This window comes from Streptomyces akebiae (genome assembly GCF_019599145.1).
Classification (GTDB): domain Bacteria; phylum Actinomycetota; class Actinomycetes; order Streptomycetales; family Streptomycetaceae; genus Streptomyces; species Streptomyces akebiae.
In genome coordinates this window covers 1,010,570-1,026,948 of the sequence record NZ_CP080647.1, presented here as the reverse complement: position 1 = coordinate 1,026,948, position 16,379 = coordinate 1,010,570, and the positions used below count along the sequence as shown (strand labels likewise).

15 protein-coding genes and 2 pseudogenes are annotated in these 16,379 nt (G+C 69.4%); 12 read left to right on the top strand and 5 right to left on the bottom strand.

All coding sequences use genetic code 11. The features are described from left to right. The first annotated feature begins 22 nt into the window (after positions 1-22). The 6 genes from K1J60_RS04505 to K1J60_RS04480 all read left to right on the top strand — a co-directional run bounded on the left by K1J60_RS04505 (position 23) and on the right by K1J60_RS04480 (position 5,906). Entirely contained in the window at positions 23-1,375 is a 1,353-nt protein-coding gene (locus K1J60_RS04505; protein WP_220645021.1) for an aromatic ring-hydroxylating oxygenase subunit alpha, read from the top strand. Next, the gene (locus K1J60_RS04500; protein ID WP_220645020.1) at positions 1,372-1,899 is read left to right on the top strand and encodes an aromatic-ring-hydroxylating dioxygenase subunit beta; all 528 of its coding nucleotides are present in this window, start codon (positions 1,372-1,374) and stop codon (positions 1,897-1,899) included. Before K1J60_RS04505 ends, K1J60_RS04500 begins: the two co-directional genes overlap by 4 nt. Before the next feature lie 21 nt (positions 1,900-1,920). Next, positions 1,921-3,132, top strand: coding sequence for a VOC family protein (locus K1J60_RS04495; protein WP_220645019.1), 1,212 nt, complete (start codon positions 1,921-1,923; stop codon positions 3,130-3,132). Then, positions 3,129-4,289 (top strand): hypothetical protein, encoded by a 1,161-nt coding sequence (locus K1J60_RS04490; protein WP_220645018.1) that lies wholly within the window; start codon positions 3,129-3,131, stop codon positions 4,287-4,289. The genes K1J60_RS04495 and K1J60_RS04490 overlap by 4 nt, the downstream gene beginning before the upstream one ends. A 193-nt stretch (positions 4,290-4,482) precedes the next feature. Beyond that, positions 4,483-5,259, top strand: a complete 777-nt coding sequence (locus tag K1J60_RS04485) for a CoA transferase subunit A (RefSeq protein ID WP_220645017.1) — start codon at positions 4,483-4,485, stop codon at positions 5,257-5,259. Further along, a complete protein-coding gene (locus K1J60_RS04480) occupies positions 5,259-5,906 on the top strand; it encodes a CoA transferase subunit B (RefSeq protein ID WP_220645016.1) in 648 nt (215 codons plus the stop codon). Before K1J60_RS04485 ends, K1J60_RS04480 begins: the two co-directional genes overlap by 1 nt. Positions 5,907-6,099: 193 nt before the next feature. On the opposite strand, the gene K1J60_RS04475 is transcribed toward K1J60_RS04480, so the two are convergent. Next, positions 6,100-7,173 (bottom strand): TauD/TfdA family dioxygenase, encoded by a 1,074-nt coding sequence (locus K1J60_RS04475; protein WP_220645015.1) that lies wholly within the window; start codon positions 7,171-7,173, stop codon positions 6,100-6,102. A gap of 114 nt (positions 7,174-7,287) precedes the next feature. After that, positions 7,288-7,428 carry a hypothetical protein gene (locus K1J60_RS04470; protein ID WP_220645014.1) on the bottom strand — a complete coding sequence of 47 codons (141 nt, stop codon included), beginning with the start codon at positions 7,426-7,428 and terminating at the stop codon, positions 7,288-7,290. A gap of 295 nt (positions 7,429-7,723) precedes the next feature. Between K1J60_RS04470 and K1J60_RS04465 the strand changes: the two are divergent. Together K1J60_RS04465 and K1J60_RS04460 are read left to right on the top strand one after the other, a co-directional pair. Beyond that, a pseudogene (locus K1J60_RS04465) lies at positions 7,724-8,390 on the top strand (acyl-CoA dehydrogenase family protein); the annotation flags it as partial. Beyond that, positions 8,390-8,587, top strand: a pseudogene (locus K1J60_RS04460) (CoA-transferase); the annotation flags it as partial. The pseudogenes K1J60_RS04465 and K1J60_RS04460, both read left to right, overlap by 1 nt. An 82-nt stretch (positions 8,588-8,669) precedes the next feature. Here K1J60_RS04460 and K1J60_RS04455 read toward each other — a convergent pair. Continuing rightward, positions 8,670-9,371 (bottom strand): IclR family transcriptional regulator, encoded by a 702-nt coding sequence (locus tag K1J60_RS04455; protein ID WP_259408227.1) that lies wholly within the window; start codon positions 9,369-9,371, stop codon positions 8,670-8,672. Between the two features lie 286 nt (positions 9,372-9,657). On the opposite strand from K1J60_RS04455, the gene K1J60_RS04450 reads away from it, so the two are divergent. Genes K1J60_RS04450 through K1J60_RS04440 form a run of 3 tightly spaced genes read left to right on the top strand, consistent with a single transcriptional unit; the run spans position 9,658 to position 12,868 of the window. After that, entirely contained in the window at positions 9,658-10,743 is a 1,086-nt protein-coding gene (locus tag K1J60_RS04450; protein ID WP_220651267.1) for a maleylacetate reductase, read from the top strand. After that, positions 10,740-11,651, top strand: coding sequence for a dioxygenase family protein (locus K1J60_RS04445; protein ID WP_259407551.1), 912 nt, complete (start codon positions 10,740-10,742; stop codon positions 11,649-11,651). The genes K1J60_RS04450 and K1J60_RS04445 overlap by 4 nt, the downstream gene beginning before the upstream one ends. Further along, entirely contained in the window at positions 11,648-12,868 is a 1,221-nt protein-coding gene (locus K1J60_RS04440) for an FAD-dependent monooxygenase (RefSeq protein ID WP_220645011.1), read from the top strand. Before K1J60_RS04445 ends, K1J60_RS04440 begins: the two co-directional genes overlap by 4 nt. A gap of 37 nt (positions 12,869-12,905) precedes the next feature. Here the strand turns inward: K1J60_RS04440 and K1J60_RS04435 are convergent, their stop codons facing one another. Further along, the gene (locus tag K1J60_RS04435) at positions 12,906-13,259 is read right to left on the bottom strand and encodes a LysR family transcriptional regulator (protein ID WP_259407550.1); all 354 of its coding nucleotides are present in this window, start codon (positions 13,257-13,259) and stop codon (positions 12,906-12,908) included. Positions 13,260-13,458: 199 nt separating this feature from the next. Here K1J60_RS04435 and K1J60_RS04430 point away from each other — a divergent pair, with 199 nt between their 5' ends. Next, on the top strand, positions 13,459-14,076 hold the full coding sequence (locus K1J60_RS04430; RefSeq protein ID WP_220645010.1) for a nuclear transport factor 2 family protein: 618 nt from the start codon (positions 13,459-13,461) through the stop codon (positions 14,074-14,076). A gap of 177 nt (positions 14,077-14,253) precedes the next feature. Here K1J60_RS04430 and K1J60_RS04425 read toward each other — a convergent pair whose 3' ends face one another. Then, positions 14,254-16,317: a glycoside hydrolase family 2 protein gene (locus tag K1J60_RS04425; RefSeq protein ID WP_259407549.1), complete on the bottom strand. Its 2,064-nt coding sequence runs from the start codon at positions 16,315-16,317 to the stop codon at positions 14,254-14,256. Positions 16,318-16,379: the final 62 nt, after the last annotated feature.

Here is a 16,379-nt window from a genome sequence, read left to right as displayed (position 1 = left end):
ACTTGTGAGAGGCAAACTCCCCATGGGAAGCAATCCCCGGACCGTCCCAGCGCCGATGATCGTCGAGGACTGGGACCAGCTCACCTTCCGGGTCAACCGCGAGGCCTACCGCAACGCGGAGATCTTTGCCCGGGAACGCGGCTGGGTGTGGATGCACACCTGGCTCTACCTCGGGCATGAGACCGAGATCCCCAACCCCAACGACTTCAAGGTCCGCACCCTCGGCGGCCGACCGCTGATCTTCTGCCGGGACAGCGCCGGCGAGGTCCACGCGTTCCTGAACTCGTGTCCGCACCGCGGCACCGTGCTGTGCCGTGAGAACGAGGGCTCGACCAGGCTTTTCCAGTGCTTCTACCACGCCTGGACGTTCCGCAACAACGGTGAGCTCGCCGCGATCCCCGATGTCGGCGCCTACGAATCGGGTGACGCGTTCGGGGCGTCGATGGGGCTGCGCGGCGTGCCGCGCCTGGAGACCCACGAGGGGTTCGTCTTCGTCTCCTTCGACCCCGACGTCCCGCCGCTGCTCGAGTACCTCGGCGACGCGGCCGACTACATGACCATGATCGAGCAGCAACATCTCGGCGGGATGACCACGCTGCCCGGCACGCAGCTCTACAGCGTGCGCGGCAACTGGAAGCTCGCCGTCGAGAACGCCATGGACGGCTACCACTTCGCGCCGACGCACAACACCTTCGTGGGCTACCTGCGGGAGAGCGGCTACGCCGTCACCGACGACAACCAGTACGCCTACAACCTCGGCAACGGTCACGGCCTCCTGGTCCTGACCGGGCACGGCGGACGCATCAGCATGCTCTGGGAACCGCGCTTCGGCGAGGACGAGCGGGTCCGCACCGAGGCCCACCGCGCCGAGATGACACAGCGGCTGGGGGAGAAGCGAGCTCACCACGTGGCCGACGAGAGCCACATCCTGTTCGTGTTCCCCAACCTCCTGCTCTTCGACATCGAGGGCCTGTCGATCCGGCAACTGGAGCCGGTGGCACCCGACCAGACCGACGTACGCGCCTGGCAGCTGGTGCCGCGCGACGAGGACCCGGACACACGTGCCCTGCGCATGAAGACGGTCGTCAGCTTCGTCGGCCCGGGCGGGCTCGCCACACCGGACGACATCGAGGCCTACGAGGCGGTCCAGCGCGGCATCCAGGCCACGGCCGGCACCACCCGGCCCGAGCTGGACTACAGCGACATGTCGCGCGGCATGGCCGATGAGGTCAAGGGTGTCCAGGGCAGATCGATCGACGAAGGCGCGATGCGGGGCTTCTGGCGGCAATGGGTCGAAGCCGTCGGGCTCGACGACGGCCTTGAGATCCACGGCGAGCGGCCGGCGTCCTTCCTGGTCGGGAGGGATGTGCGATGACCGCGATCAGCAACAGCGGCCTGGTGCTGTGCGCCGGGCGCACCGTCACCCGACAGGAGGTCGAGGACTTCCTCTACACCGAGGCGGACATCCTCGACCACTGGGACTACGACAGCTGGCTGGCCCTCTTCGAGGACGGCGCCCGCTACGAGATCCCGACCACGGACTACCGTCCCGGCTGGTCGCCGCACCGGACGGGATCGTTCGTCGACGACGACTGGGACCTGCTCAAGGCCCGGGTCAAGCGCCTGAAGTCCCGCAAGGCACACGCCGAGAACCCCCACTCACGCACGCACCGGCTGGTGTCCAACGTGCGGCTGTCCGAGTCGGACACGGAGGACTCCTTCCGGGTGGCGGCGTCCTTCGTGGTCCACCGCGCCCGGGACGGTCACTTCGACGCCTATGTCGGGTGGTACGACCACCTGCTGGTGCCGACCGAGGACGGACTGCGTTTCCGGTTGCGGCGCTCGATCCTCGGCCACGAGTCGCTGGCGGCAGGCGCCCGGCTCAGCTTCATCCTCTAGCCGGCGACGGAAGGCGATCCGATGATCCGACACACCCTGTCCTTCCGTTTCGCCGACGGAGTCGACGAGGCCACACGGGAGTCCGTGCTGGCCGAGCTGCGTACCTTCCCGGACCGGTACCCGTCCATGCGCGGCTTCGTCCTCGGCGAGAACATCAGCACCCGTGACCAGACCTTCACCCACACCATGGCCGTCGACTTCGACAGTCAGGACGACCTCCTCGCCTATCTCGGCAGCGAGTCCCACGAGACCTTCGTGCACACGCGCTGGCGGCCGGTCATCGCCCAACAGGCCATCACCTCGTTCGAGTTCGCCGAGCGTCCCGCGCTCGCTGCAGGAAGGACACCGCCGGTGAGCACCCGCCCGCACGGCCCGTACGGCATGGAGTACGCCCGGATCGAAGTCCCGGACATGCAGGCCACCATCGACTTCCTCGAATACCACGTCGGGCTGCAGCTGGAGCAGCGCACGGACGAGTACGCCTACCTGCGCTCCGACATCGAGCACCACGCGATCGAGCTGATCCACGCCCCCGAGCGCACCGACGGATGGACGACCGCGGTCGGCTACAGCGTGGAGAGCGAGGAGGTCCTCGAACAGTTGCACAAGAGGGTGCTCGACGCCGGCCTCGAGGTACTGGAACTGCAGGAGCGGCAGAAGGCGCTGTGCGACAACGGCTTCGCGGTGAAGGACCCCGACGGCCTCGTCGTCGAGCTGTTCACCGAGTTCCAGGAGTATGCCGAGCCGCCGCACCTGGAGATCCGGCCGCTCGACCTGGTGCACCCGTTCATCGCCACCGCGAAGTTCGAGGAGATGGTGGACTTCTATCAGAACGTCCTGAACTTCATGCCCTCGGACCACGTCGTCGGCTCGACCACGTTCTTCCGCGGCGAGGACCGATACCACCACAGCCTCGCGATCCAGAAGAACACCGAGCACTACGTCGCACACCTGTGCTTCGCGATGAAGAGCCTCGACCACGTCATGCGGATGCGCGCCCGCGCGCTGTACAAGGGCGCGCCGATCGCCTCCGACATCGTCAACCACTCGGCGTCGACGTCGATCGCGTTCTACATGCACGACACCCGCTTCGGTCCGCGTTACGAACTGTGCGACCGGCACCGGGTGTTCACGCCGGAGGAGCACGAGACACACCGGCCCCGCAGGATGCCGGCCGACCCGCGCAACATCGACGTGTGGCGTCCGGCGTCCGACGACTGGGGACGTTTTTGAGACAGCAGTTGCTCGACGTCCTGCACCTGCTCGACGCGCTCCCCGCCCCACGCGGCGGGGAGCGCACGGCGGCCCACCGGGTACGCGCCTGGTGCGCCGAGCGGTGGCCGCACGTCGAGTGGCAGGTGCTGGAGCACGGCTCCGCGGGCGGCAGCCTGGTCGCCGCCCACGGAGGCGGGCCGCTGCTGTACTCCCACCTCGACACGTCGCTGGACGACGGTGGTGAGTTCAACCGGCTGGTCACGGGCACCGCCGCGCCGGTCGGTCCGCTCACCGTGGACGACGACCTGGTGACCGGCTTCGGCCTCGGGGTCGCCCGGGGCCCGGCAGCCGCCGCTCTGGTCGCCTTCGCCGAGGCGGGTGCCGGGCGGCTCCTGCTCGCCGGCTCCGGGACACATCGCCGCACGAGCGGGATCACCGGTCTGGAGGCGTACACCGCCGCCTACCCCCTGCCGCCCTCGGCCATCGTGGCCAAGTGCGGCCCGCCGACGCTGCTGTGGCACGAGCCGGGCGCGTGCTACCTGACCGTCCGGGTGACCGGACGTTCCGGTGCCGCGATGGTGGCGGAATCCGCCACGCCACCCGGGGGAGTCGTCGCCCAGGTCGGCATCGTCATGGACGAACTGGCACGCTGGCGCACGGCCTACCTGGCCGCCGATCCCAGGGTGGGACAGACCGGCCGGGCCTGCGGAATCGGAGCGATCAGCGGGGGCTGGCCCGACAAGCCGGACCTGCTGCCGGCCCAGCTGCGGGTCGATCTGTACGTCGTCACCGGTGACCAGGTTGAGCCGAAGGCGCTGGCGGCCGAGCTGACCGACCGGCTGCGCGCGCGGTGCGCGGTGTCGGCACTGCGTGACTGCGAGGTCGACGTGGCGGCGGAGCCGGTCGCGTCCGCCGCGGCCACGCCGGCCGACGCCCCGGTGGTGACGGCCGCCCGAGCGGCCTGGCTCGACGAGTTCGGTACGCAGCCGCCGCCGATCACCGGATGGACGGGCTCGACCGACGGCGTCGTCCTGCGCGCCCGCGGCGTCGACACCGTACGCCTCGGCCCGAGGGCCAGGCCGGCCACGGACGACACCCGGCGGGACTCCCTGTCGTTGACGGAGCTGATGGCCTTCGCGCGCGTGTACCGAAGGCTCTTGACCGAACCGGGCTAGCCCGGGCGGTAGCCGATGGCGGAGCGTCCGGTCGTGGCGGCCCGTCCATCCCCGTGCGCCGGCCATCAGAAGACGAGCGCGTCGAGACGGCCGAATGACCTCAATACATCAGAGCCACTGGTGAACCCGAGTTCGTCAGTGCGCGACCTCATACCCGGGGCGCGGACTGCCCTGAAAGGAAGTGGAGGAGTCGATGGACAAAGTCATCGCCTCAGCCCCCGAAGCCGTGGCGGACGTCCCTGACGGGGCCTCCCTGACCGTCGGCGGCTTCGGTTTGAGCGGGGTCCCCGACATCTTGATCCAGGCCCTGTACGACGCCGGTGTGACAGGACTGGACGTGTTCTCGAACAACTGCGGCGCTCTGGACTCCGGCCTCGCCGTGCTCCTGGCCGCAGGCCGGATCGCGCGGGTGACCGGCAGCTACATCGGCGGCAACCAGGAGTTCGCCCGTCAGTACCTGGGCGGTGAGATCGAGCTGGAGCTGATCCCCCAGGGCACGCTCGCCGAGCGACTGCGGGCCGGGGGCTGCGGCATACCGGCCTTCTACACCCCGGCCGGCGTCGGAACCCTGGTCGCCGACGGCGGCCTGCCGTGGCGGTACGACGGTGACGGCGGCATCGCCGTCGCCTCACCGCCGAAGGAGGTCCGCGAGTTCGCCGGCGGGGACTACGTCCTGGAGCGTGGGATCACCACCGACTTCGCCCTGGTGCGGGCGGCGAAGGGGGACCGGCACGGGAACCTGGTGTTCAGCAAGTCCGCCCGTAACTTCAACCCGCTGGCGGCCATGGCCGGCCGCGTCACGATCGCCGAGGTCGAGGAACTGGTCGAGCCGGGCGGCATCGACCCGGACCAGGTCCATCTGCCGGGCATCTTCGTGCAGCGGGTGGTGGCCCTCAGCCCCGAGCAGGCTGCCGACAAGAAGATCGAGAAGCTGACAGCCGTCCCCAGGGACCGGGAGGTGCGGGCCTGATGGCTTGGACACGCGACGAAATGGCCGCCCGCGCGGCCCGTGAGCTGCGCGACGGCGAGTACGTCAATCTGGGCATCGGGCTGCCGACCCTGATCCCGAACCACCTGCCCGAAGGTGTCCATGTGGTGCTGGAGTCGGAGAACGGCGTTCTCGGCACCGGCCCCTTCCCCTACGAGGACGAGGTCGATCCCGACCTGATCAACGCGGGCAAGGAGACCGTCACGGTGCTGCCCGGCGCCGCGTTCTTCGACTCCGCGCTGTCCTTCGGCATGATCCGCGGCGGCCACATCGACACCGCCGTACTCGGTGCCATGCAGGTCTCCGAACTGGGCGACCTCGCCAACTGGGCGATCCCGGGCCGGATGGTGACCGGCATCGGCGGAGCCATGGACCTCGTCCACGGTGCCCGCCGGGTGATCGTCACCATGACGCACACCGCCAAGGACGGCAGCCCGAAGATCGTCCAGGAGTGCGACCTGCCGCTCACCGGGAAGGCCTGCGTCGACCGGATCATCACCGACCTGGCTGTCCTCGACGTGACAGACGGCGGACTGGTCCTCGTCGAGACCGCCCCCGGTGTCACCCATGAGGAGATCGCCGAGAAGACGGCGGCGAAGGTGATCATCCCGCCGGAGGTCGCCTGCTGACCTCGCTGGACAGTAGGTCGTCGACGGTGTCGGCACCCTGGTCCCTGGTACGACGGCGCGCTGCCCGTGGGCGCGCCGCTGTACCAGGGCCTCGGCGTGTGGAAAGGGCTTCTGCATGGGGAGATCCCGCCCGGGCAGAAAGCCGCCGCAACCATGCGTCGGCATGGCTGCGGCGGTGGGGAACTGCCTGGTGTCACACGCCCCAGTCGTCGTTGACGGTGACCGCGTCGGCGATACGGAACCGGCCGCCGGGCACCAGCGGGGTCGTGGGCTCACCCAACTCGACGACGTGCTTGCCGAACTTGGGAGCCAGCGGGCGGCCGACGTCCCGCTTGAGCCACAGACGCAGCAGGTGCCGACGGCGCTCCGGCTGCGGGTGGTCGACGTAGCTGGTGCGCGAGTGCAGCGCGGCGTAGTTGAGCAGCCACTGCACGTCCCCCGGCTGGAAATCCATGTCGATCGGCAGGCCCGGCTCCTGCGAGATCTCGTCGAAGAGGTTGATGGCCGCGACCTGGTCGGGCGTCAGTTGCGGGACACCGGGGTACTCCTGGGCGCTGAAGATCATCGAGTTGCCCGCGTAGGTGCTGAAGACTCCGTCGACGTAGCCGATGATCGGAGAGGTGTACGTCAGTTCCGGAGAGTCGGGGTCCTGACGCCGCCAGTCCCAGTGGTACGTGTCGAAGAGCCGCGGGGCGAGATCCGGCCGGCGGCGCAGCATCTCGTTGTAGATCGTGGTGCCGCTGACCAGGCTGGAGGCTCCGCCCTCCTTGGCGCCGCGCAGGCACATGAGGGCGACGACGTCGGAGCTGTCCGAGTGGAACGGCAGCCGGTCCCGTACGCGGGAGGGCAGAGCCCCCTCGTCGGACAGCGTCTTGTTGGAGGTGGCGATCACATGGTCGACCAGGTCCCCTCGCTGGTTCTGTCCGATCGGCTGGCCCAGGTGCAGGCCCATGACGAAGAAGATGGCGGCGGCCACGACGTCGCCGTACTCCTCGGTGCGCAGGCCGCGCACCAGGACGAAGCCGCGTCCGGTGTCCATCTGGGCCGCGCACTCCTCGTTGAGTGCGCGGCATGCGTCGAACGGGTAGTCGGCGGCGGTGACGGTGCGCAGGTCGGGATTCTCGGCGACGAAGCGCCGCCCCAGTGCCTCCAGCTCAGCGCGCTCGGCATCGCTGAGCACGTAGATCCATTCGGTGGACCGCGACAGTTCGTCGCCGCGCCAGGCGGATGGTCCGGAGATCGGCTGGAGGCCGACAGAAGTGGTCATGATGAAGCGCTCCTCGACAATGCAGTGAAAGCCCGTGGGCGAAGACCCGACGGACGACGAAGGTTTCGGTGCGGCGGGTGTTCGTCGCTCGGCGACGAACGGCGCTCGGACTGCTCAGAACGGGGTCTGAGGCTCGCCGGCGGCCGTACCGGGGCGCAGTCCTTCCCGCGGCGGGAAGTAGCTGAGCGGCTCGTCGTAGGTCCGGCGGCCAGGGCATGACACGAGCAGAACGCCGATCAGGGCGGCTGTCTCCATGCTGGTCCCGTCCTTTCGAGAAGTGCCTCAACCATAGGCCAGGGCAGAATTCGAGTCAATGTGCGTGACGCCGTCTCGTATTGCAGTACGTGGTTCAGGTCATGGTGGCCCTGGTGCCGCTCGTCAGCCGCCCGCACTGGACGAGCGGGATGGAGCACGCCCTGACCGCCCCCTTCGACGGAGTGGTGGCCGAACTGCGCGTGGCTGCCACCGTGGCGATGGACGAGACGCTCGCCGTCGTCACGCCGCCCGTCACCCCATTCCCCATCCATCCATCAGACGGCCTGAACCCCTGCTGTTCGGCACCCAGGAGCAGAAGGCCGAACGGCTGCGGGGCGTTCGGCCTCACCGAGCCCGACGGCGGCTCGGACGCCGGAGCCTCCCGGACGACAGCCCGCCTGGACGAGGCCACGAACGAGTGGGTGATCAACGGCAGCAAGTGCTTCATCACCAACTCCGACACCGACATCACCGGGCTCATCACCGTGACCGCGGCCACCGGCACCATGCCGGACGGGCGCAAGGAGACCAGCGCGATCATCGTCCCCGCGGGAACCCGGGTCTGACCGTGGCCGCGCCGTACTCCAAGGTGGGCCGGAACGCCTCCGACACCCGGGAGCTGGCCTTCACCGACGTCCGCGTCCCGGCGCGGAACCTGCTGGGCGAACGGGGCCGGGCACACCGCCCGACTGGCCTGGCATCACGCCGCCTCGAAGCTGGTCGCCGGCGAGCGCGTCAAGAAGGAAGCCGCGCTCGCCAAGCTCTACAGCTCCGAAACAGCCGTGGACAACGCCCGTGACGCCACCCAGATCCGCGGCGGCTACGGCTTCATGAACGAGTACACCGTCGCCCGTTTCTGGCGCGACGCGAAGATCCTCGAAATCGGTGAGGGCACCAGCGAGGTCCAGCGCATGCTCATCGCCCGCGAACCCGGCCTCGCCGACCTGAACGGAGCCCGCTGATGAACAAGGTCGTCACCTCGGCCGCGGAAGCCGTCGTGGTCATACCCGACGGGGCCTCACTGGCCGTCGGAGGCTTCGGCCTCTGCGGCGTACCCTCCGTACTCATCCAGGCCCTGCACGCCCAGGGCACCACCGATCTGCGCGTCGTGTCGAACAACTGCGGTGTCGACGGGTGGGGCCTGGGGATGCTGGAAGCCCGGCGCATCTCAGTGCCTTGATCCCGGCTGGCTCGGCGGGCTGCCCTTGGTCTCGGGCAGCAGGGAGCAGGAAATCCGCGCCTCAGGCGCCGAGACCCCGGGAAATGCCCCGGCCTGCCAGCACGACAGCCGGTACCAGCAGGTGTGTTCGGGCGTCGGCGCCCACCACGGACAGGGCCGCGACCGCGCGGCCTTTGGTGTCGGTGATCGGCGCGGCCACCGAATAGGCGTCCCCGCTCATCTCTTCGCGTACGACCGCGACGCCGGTCCGTCGGCACTCCGCCAGCGTCAGACGCAGTGTGGCCGGATCGGTGACGGTCCTGGGTGTGAAGCGGGCGAGGCCGTCCCGTACGACCTCGGTGAACAGGTCCTCGCCGGCGTGGGCCAGCAGCACTTGGCCGACGGCGGACGCGTGCAGAGGCAGCCGTCCCCCGACCTGGGACACCACCGGGACCGCTCCCGCCGCGGAGATCTTCTCGACGACGAGGGCGTCGGTGCCGTCGAGGACGGCCAGTTGCACGTGCTGGCGAGTGGCCGCGTGCAGGTCCTCCATGATGGGCATGGCCCGGACGCGCAGCGGCAACCCCCGTGGGTTGAGCGTCCCCAGCTCCCACAGGCGCAGGCCGATGACGTAGGAGCCGCTCGGCAGGCGTTCCAGTGCGCCCCATGCCGTCAGTTCGCCGACCAGCCGGTGGGCGGTGGCGTGGCGGAGGCCGGTGAGGCGGCAGATCTGGGCGAGGGGAAGTTCCGGGTGTTCCTGTGTGAACGCGTCCAGGATCGCCAGGGCCCGGGAGGTGACCGTGCGGCCGCGGTCGGTGCTGTTGGCCGTGTCGGTTCCTTTCGCCGTCGTGGCGGGCCTTCCGCCTCGGCCATTCTCCGGTCGGCGGCGGAGGACGGGCAGGAAGGTGTCCGTTCAACGGACATCGTACTGACCGCCGTGGGTTCCGCGCCGGACTCTCTCTCCCAGTCCGACAGTCGAAGGGAGTCCGAGCATGCGCATGACCGGGACGTCACTGGGCGGCGGTGGCCATGGTGCCGAGTCGCAAGCCAGTCCACACAACGGGTCGCTGCTGCGTTTTGAGCACGAGAGCCTGACCCAGCGGGTCTGTTTCGCCTCGGGTGGGGCGGCGGCGCTGGTACGGGCCGAGGTGGAGCGGCTCGGCGCCTCACGGGTGATGGTGATCGCGGCGGCGGCCGAAGCCGAACTGGCGCAGACGGTCACCGCCGGTCTGCCGGTCGTGCTGCGGTGGGACGAGGTGGTGATGCACGTGCCCGTCGAGGTGGCCGAGCGGGCTCGCGCCGTGGCGGCGGAACACGGGGTGGATCTGCTGCTCAGCGTCGGTGGTGGCTCCACCACCGGCTTGGCGAAGGCGGTGGCGCTGACCAGTGGGCTGCCGATCGTCGCCGTTCCGACCACGTACGCGGGTTCGGAGGCCACGAGCGTGTGGGGAATGACCGAGCAGGCACGCAAGACCACCGGAGTCGACGTCAGGGTCCTGCCGCGTTCCGTCGTGTACGACGCGGCGCTGACGGTGTCCTTGCCGGTGCCGATGAGCGTCGCGTCGGGGCTGAACGCGCTGGCGCACTGCGTCGACGCGATGTGGGGCCCCCGCGTGGATCCGGTCGACCAGGCGCTGGCGGGGGAGGGGATCCGTGCGCTGGCGGCCGGACTGCCCGCGGTGGTCGCCGACCCGGCCGGCCTTCCGGGCCGCGAGCAGACGCTGTACGGGACGTACCTGTCCGCGGTGGCCTTCTCATCGGCGGGTTCGGGGCTGCATCACAAGATCTGCCATGTCCTGGGCGGCATGTTCGACCTGCCGCACGCCCAGACCCACGCGGTGGTGCTGCCCTACGTGCTGGCGTTCAACGCACCCGCCGCTCCGGAGGCCGAACAGCGGATCGCGGCCGCCTTCGGTGCCGGTTCGGCCATCGAGGGGCTGGAACGGCTCCGGCGTGACGTGGACGCGCCCAAGGCGCTGCGCGACTACGGCGTCACGGAGGCCGAGGTGGACAACGCCGTGCAGGCGGTTCTGGACGTGGTGCCGGACGGCAATCCGCGGCCGGTGACGGCCGCGGACGTCCAGCGGCTGCTGCGTGCGGCATGGCGGGGCGCGGACCCGCGTCCGGCGAGCGACGAGGAGGAGAGCCGACAGTGAACGAGCGGAACAAGGTGACCACGGAGCAGTACGCACGCGAGCAGGCCCTGGAGGACAAGGTCGTGGCCTCGTTCGAGACCGCCGAGGACCCGCGGCTGAAGCAGCTGACGCAGGCCCTGACCCGGCACCTGCACGCCTTTCTGCGCGAGGTGCGCCTGACCGAGGCGGAGTGGGACGAGGCGATCCGGTTCCTCACCGCGGCCGGGCACATCACCGACGGCAAGCGGCAGGAGTTCATCCTGCTGTCGGACGTCCTCGGAGCGTCCATGCAGACGATCGCGATCAACAACGAGGCGTACGCGAACGCGACCGAGGCGACGGTCCTCGGCCCCTTCTTCGTCGAGGGCTCCCCCGAGATCCCGCTGGGCGGGGACATGTCGTTCGGTGCCGCCGGGCAGCCGTGCTGGGTCGAGGGCACGGTCGTCGGCACCGACGGGAAACCGGTGCCGGGGGCCCGCATGGAGGTGTGGGAGGCCGACGAGGACGGCTTCTACGACGTGCAGTACGACGACGACCGCACCGCGGCGCGCGGCCATCTGTTCAGCGACGAGAACGGCACCTACCGGTTCTGGGCGATCACTCCGACCCCGTACCCGATTCCGCACGACGGCCCGGTCGGCGAGCTGCTCGCCGCGGTGGGCCGTTCCCCCATGCGCGCCTCGCACCTGCACTTCGACGTCCGCGCCGAAGGCAAGCGAACCCTGATCACCCACATCTTCGTCCGCGGTGACGAACTCCTCGACAGGGACTCCGTGTTCGGGGTCAAGGACTCGCTCATCCACGACTTCGTGGAGCACCCCGCGGACACACCCACTCCCGACGGGCGCGATCTCGGGGACCGGTCCTGGTCGAGTGTCCGCTTCGACATCGTCCTCGCACCCGCGGACACGACAGGAGCCGGTGAATGACCAGCCAGGAGAAAAGACGGACGCCCGCCCCGCGCGTCGTCGTGGTCGGCGGCGGAATCGGCGGACTCGCCACCGCGGCCTTCCTGCACCGGGCCGGGATCGAGGCGACCGTGTACGAGCAGGCGCCCGCCCTCACCGAGGTCGGTGCCGGTCTCGTCGTCTCCCCGAACGCCGTGCGGCTGCTGCGCGGCCTCGGTCAGCTGGACCGCTTCCGCGAGCGCGCGGTGCCACTGCGGGTCGGCTGGGAGTTCCGGCGCTGGGAGGACGGGCGCGTGCTGTTCTCCCAGAACCTCGGCGAGGAATGCGAACGGCGCTTCGGCGAGCAGAGCTACGTCGCCCACCGCGCCGATCTGCTCGCCGCGGTCCGGGCAGCGGTCCCCGAGGCGTCGCTGCGGCTCGGGTCCAGGCTCGCCGGCCTGCGCCGGCTGGACGAGGGTGTGGAGCTGACGTTCACCGACGGCGCACGGGAGTTCGCCGACGTGGTCGTCGGTGCCGACGGCGTCCACACCACGGTCGGGCAGTACGTGGCCGAGGCGGGCCCACCCCGATTCTCGGGCATCTGTGCCTGGCGGTGCCTGGTACCGGCCGCGAGAGCACCCGAGTTCGCGCGCCGTCCGGTCCAGACGCTGTGGCTCGGCCCCGACCGCCACCTGGTCCACTATCCGATCTCCGCGGGCGGACAGATCAACATCGTCGCGTTCGGGCCGGCGTACGACTGGACGACGGAATCCTGGTCGGCAGAGGGGCGGATCGAGGACCTGCGCGCCGAGTTCGCCGACTGGTCCGACGACCTGCGAGCCCTCCTCGCGGCCGCGGACCGCACCGGACGGTGGGCGCTGCTCGACCGTGACCCGATACCCCGCTGGGCGAACGGACCGGTCGCCTTGCTCGGCGACGCGGCGCACCCGATGTTCCCCTTCTTCGCCCAGGGCGCGGCACAGGCGATGGAGGACGCCGCCGTCATCGCGGGCTGCCTCGCGGACCAGCCGGAAGACCCCTCCGCCGCGCTGCGTCGGTACGAGGACATACGTCGCCCGCGCGCCACCCGGGTACAGCAGATGAGCCGGGGCAGGGCGGAGAGCAACCACTTGCCCGACGGTCCCGCTCAGCAGGCCAGGGACGCCTCGTTCTCGAGCGCGGACCCTTTCGCCCACAACGGCTGGATCTACGGGCACGACGCCGAGCTGTCCCTGCGGGAAGCACCGGCGGCCGGATGAGCCGACGGGCCGCCGCCGGCAGCGGCGACGGCCCGTTCTAGGCGCTGGTCGCGGCGATGCGGAAGGTGCGGTCCGACGTCGCGGGATCGAACGTCGGAGGCGCGAGTACGTGATGGGTGGCGGTCTCCAGGATCAGGTTGACCGGTCCGACCAGCGCGCCCGCGCGCTCGGTGAGGACGTAGTGGCGGCCGACCCGGACAAGCAGCTCGTCGCCAAGTGTGCGCCGCAGTCGCTGGAGGGCGTTGCTCATGGCCGGCCGGGTCAGTCCGACCGCCCCGGCGGCGCGGGTGACACTGCGGTGCTCGAGGAGGGCTGCGAGCAGCGGGAGCAGATTGAGGTCGACCCGGTGCAGGCCGGTCGCGGCGCTCGTCGATCGAATGTGGAAACTCACGCCTGATATTCACCTCGCCCATGTATCGCATGCGGTATTTCCATTCGATGGATCGTCGGCGCGGTATTACCGTCCTGGGTATCGGCAGAGCCAGGTCGATGCCGTCCCGTATCCGGTCGTCGGCAGGCTTCTTCGACGCCTTCCAAACCGTCTTCGCCGACCTGATTCAATTCCTTTAGCGACAGGACCGAGGTTTCGCATGCCGACAATCGAGACGGACAGGAGCGAGCTGCGTCAGCTCGTCGAGGACTGGGCACTGTGGCGTGACGCCGGGGACTGGGAGCGGTTCGCCACCGTGTGGCATCCCGTCGACGGCTGGATGACGGCCACCTGGTTCCAGGGCCCGGCGACGGACTTCATCGCGATCAGCCGGGAGGCCTTCGACAACGGCGTCAGCATTCTCCACTTCCTCGGCGGCCACACCTCTGACGTCATCGGCGACCGAGCCATGGCCCAGACCAAGATGACCATCAATCAGCGGTCCGAGATCGACGGAGTGGAGGTCGACGTCGTCTGCACGGGACGCTTCTACGACTTCTGCACGCGCCACGAGGGCGCATGGAAGATCGTCCGTCGGCAGCCGATCTACGAGAAGGACCGTCTCGACGTGGTCGATCCGTCCGCGACGCTGAGCCTGGACCCGCAACTGTTGGGCCGCTTCCCGGTGGGGTACCGCCATCTGGGCTACCTCCAGACGAAGGCCGGCTTCACGGTGAAGACCGGGCTGCCGGGCCTCACGGGCGAGGTCGTGCAGCGCCTCTACGCAGAGGGCGCGAAGTGGCTGGCCGGCTCCAGCACTCCGGGTGATCCCCACTGATCGGCCACTGACCGGCCACACTGGCGGTGTCATGTTTCCTCCGGCAGGCGACTCTCTCCCAGTAGGAGCACCATAGTGCATACACTTAGGGAGAGGGGGCGTGGGTAAGTCGCGATCGGTGGCGGAATAGGAGCAGGTGGAGCAGGCGCGGATGGAAGGGATACCCAGCGGATGTTGTCAACTGAGAGTCCAGTTGACGCTGTCGGTGTAGGTGGAGCCGTTGATCGTCGCGGTGACGGTCACGGTGTTCTGCCCGGGCCTCAAGGTGATGCTGGGCCATCTGAAGATGTGGTCGGTGCTGCTCCGGGTGCCCAGGGAGGTGCCGTTGAGGGTGGCGGTGACCTGGCCCGCGTTGGAGTAGACCTTGAGTTCGGTGGTGGCGTCGGTGCGCTGGGTCCAGCGGCGGCTGGTGATGTGGAGGGTGGGAGTGTCGGCCCAGTTGGCCTTGTACCAGTAGAAGGCGTCCTTGCGGGTCTGCCGGTCGCGGGTGACCAGGCCCTTGTCGTTGATTCCGGGCCGGTCCCCTTCGTTGCGGCCGTCGGAGGCGAAGTCGAACATGGCCCAGACGAACGTGCCCCAGATGTACGGGCGGCTCGCCAACTGCTTCCAGGCCGCTTCGTGGAACAGCGACTGGTACTCCTCGGGGTGCCAGGATCCGCCCGGAGCCGGCTTGGGCGGGTTGAGGGCGTGCTGGGTGGTGCTGGCACCGACGCCGTACTCGGACATGGCGATCCTGCGGGACGGGGAGGTCGCGTGCAGGTTGTCGGCCCACGCTCCGAGGTCGCCGTCCTTGGAGCCGTAGTACCAGCCGTAGTACTTGTTGAAGCCCGTGGTCCGCGTGTGCAGCCCTGCCTGGGCGTTGTCGGGGTCCTCACCGCGCACCGCGTAGGTGGAGAGGCGGTCGGGGTCCTCGGCTTCGATGATGCCGGCGAGTGACGCGAGGAGCTTGTTCGTGGCGGCGCCGTTGTAGTCGAGGAGTTCGTTGCCGATGCCCCAGAAGGCGATCGACGGGTGGTTGTAGTTCTGCCGGATCAGTTCCCGCAGCTGGTTCTGGGTGCTGGTGGTGAAGGCGGCCGAATCGGTGACGATGTCGACCAGCGGGATCTCCGCCCACAGGAGCAGCCCGCGTTCGTCCGCGAGGTTGTAGTCCTTCTGGTCGTGCTGGTAGTGCGCCATCCGGACGGCGTTGGCGCCGATCTCCCGGATGAGGTCGAGGTCCTGTGTGTGATCGGCGTCGGATATCGCCCAGCCCTTGACGGCCCGGTCCTGGTGCAGGTTGACGCCGTGCAGGTGGAGGTGGCTGCCGTTGAGGTGGAAGCCGGTGTCGGCGTCGACGGCGAGGGAGCGAAGGCCCAGACGTTCGGTCACCACGTCCGCGATCCGGTCCCCGCCCCCGGTGACGTCATGGATCTCGACGCTGGCGTCGTGGAGGTAGGGATCCGCCAGTCCGTTCCACAGGCGCGGGTTGTCGATGCGGACGGTCTGCCGGATCTCCGCTCCGGTGGCCGCGGGGACGGTCTGCGCGGCGCTGCCGGCCTCCGCGACGACGGTCCCGCTCTTGTCGGCGATGACGGTGCGGACGACCACCGATCTGGTGGTACCGCTGTCGTTCCACAGCTTCGTCGTGACGGTCACCGTGGCCGACGCCGCGGTCACGTTGCTCTGCCGGAGGTAGATTCCGGGGCCCGCGTAGTCCGTCATCCGCACATGGAGGTCGTCGACGGCCCACAGACTCACGTTGCGGTAGATACCGCCCTGGAAGGTGTAGTCCGCGCCCACCGGGGCGATGTTGGTGTCGCGGGCGTTGGTCACCTTCACCGCGATCACGTTGTCCTGTCCCGGGACGAGCGCGGCGGTGGTGTCGAACCTGAAGCGGGAGTACCCGCCCCTGTGCTGCCCGAGGTACGTGCCGTTGACCCAGACGTCGGCGACCTGGTTGACCCCGGCGAACTGCAGGTACAGCCGCTTGCCCGCCAGTTCGGACGGCACGGTGTAGTGACGGCGGTACCAGCCCACTCCGCGGTAGTAGTTGTTGCCGCCGTCCGCGCCGTCGACGGCGTTCCAGGTGTGGGGCGTGTTGACGGACGTCCATCCGGAGTCGTCGAACCCGGTTGCCTGCGCACCTGTGACGTCCTGTCTGATGAATCGCCACCCGTTGTTGAGGTGGATCCACACACGCGGATTCGGCGCCGTGTACGTCACGGCGGCGGACGCGGCACCGGGAGTCGCAACCCCGACCATCGAGGCCGCCACTCCTCCAGCCGTCGCTGTCAGCACCTGTCGGCGAGTGGGGGAACCGGTCA

Excerpts from the sequence above, each read along its gene's own strand:
- K1J60_RS04440 (WP_220645011.1), top strand. The coding sequence starts at position 11,648 with ATGACCAGCCAGGAGAAAAGACGGACGCCCGCCCCGCGCGTCGTCGTG.
- K1J60_RS04470 (WP_220645014.1), bottom strand. The coding sequence starts at position 7,428 with ATGGAGACAGCCGCCCTGATCGGCGTTCTGCTCGTGTCATGCCCTGGC.
- K1J60_RS04425 (WP_259407549.1), bottom strand. The coding sequence starts at position 16,317 with ATGGTCGGGGTTGCGACTCCCGGTGCCGCGTCCGCCGCCGTGACGTAC.
- K1J60_RS04430 (WP_220645010.1), top strand. The coding sequence starts at position 13,459 with ATGCCGACAATCGAGACGGACAGGAGCGAGCTGCGTCAGCTCGTCGAG.
- K1J60_RS04495 (WP_220645019.1), top strand. The coding sequence starts at position 1,921 with ATGATCCGACACACCCTGTCCTTCCGTTTCGCCGACGGAGTCGACGAG.
- K1J60_RS04475 (WP_220645015.1), bottom strand. The coding sequence starts at position 7,173 with ATGACCACTTCTGTCGGCCTCCAGCCGATCTCCGGACCATCCGCCTGG.
- K1J60_RS04505 (WP_220645021.1), top strand. The coding sequence starts at position 23 with ATGGGAAGCAATCCCCGGACCGTCCCAGCGCCGATGATCGTCGAGGAC.
- K1J60_RS04480 (WP_220645016.1), top strand. The coding sequence starts at position 5,259 with ATGGCTTGGACACGCGACGAAATGGCCGCCCGCGCGGCCCGTGAGCTG.
- K1J60_RS04500 (WP_220645020.1), top strand. The coding sequence starts at position 1,372 with ATGACCGCGATCAGCAACAGCGGCCTGGTGCTGTGCGCCGGGCGCACC.
- K1J60_RS04485 (WP_220645017.1), top strand. The coding sequence starts at position 4,483 with ATGGACAAAGTCATCGCCTCAGCCCCCGAAGCCGTGGCGGACGTCCCT.